At 53.9% G+C, this 657-nt stretch carries 1 protein-coding gene; it reads right to left on the bottom strand.

Annotation, left to right across the window (positions count from 1 at the left end):
• Positions 1-98: 98 nt before the first annotated feature.
• The coding region (locus tag QQJ79_RS15735; protein ID WP_284223871.1) for a class I SAM-dependent methyltransferase at positions 99-657 on the bottom strand (559 nt) is incomplete at its 5' end.

The following is a 657-nucleotide window of genomic DNA, read 5'->3' as shown; positions in this document are numbered from 1 at the left end:
TGGCGGAAAAAACTCGAACGAAATATTGACCGGGTTTTTCGAGCCATTGCCGGACGGGCCGACCTTGTCGATCGCGGCCAACTGTGCCAAAGGCGAACTCATGATACTTCTCCTAATACTACTTCCTGTTCGGCGGCATGGGCCACCCAAATAATAACTGTCAGCGGGTCCCCTTTAAGGACAAAGGACTGCCCTTTTTGCAAACCAGCCGCTTCGCACCAGTTCCACACAAGGTTTTCATCGAACCCCATCTGGCGGTGGGCATGATCCTCGCTGAGATACTTGACCGAATGAGGCGCAAAATCAGCGACCACAAGGCGGCCACCGGGGCGCAAAACCCGTGCGGCCTCCTCAATGACCTGTTGCGGTCGGTCGGCAAAGTGAAGGACCTGATGAATAACAATGGCATCCTGCGTTTCATTGGAAAAAGGCAGGTTATACATATCGCCAAGCCGAACCTGACAATTCCGAAGGTCCGCATCCTCGATTGCCGTACGGGCATAGGCCAGCATTTCACGGCTGGTATCAATCCCCACGGCATAATCCGCCCGTGATCCCATCAATTCCAGAATGCGCCCGGTTCCGGTGCCGATATCCAGAAAATCGGCGATCTCCATTCCCTCAAAGGCCCTCAAAAGAAGTTTCTCAACCTCCTTC

The organism is Brevundimonas denitrificans (assembly GCF_030160755.1).
Lineage (GTDB): Bacteria > Pseudomonadota > Alphaproteobacteria > Caulobacterales > Caulobacteraceae > Brevundimonas > Brevundimonas denitrificans.
Note: the sequence above shows the minus strand (reverse complement) of the source record. Positions and strands in the feature narration are given on the sequence as shown.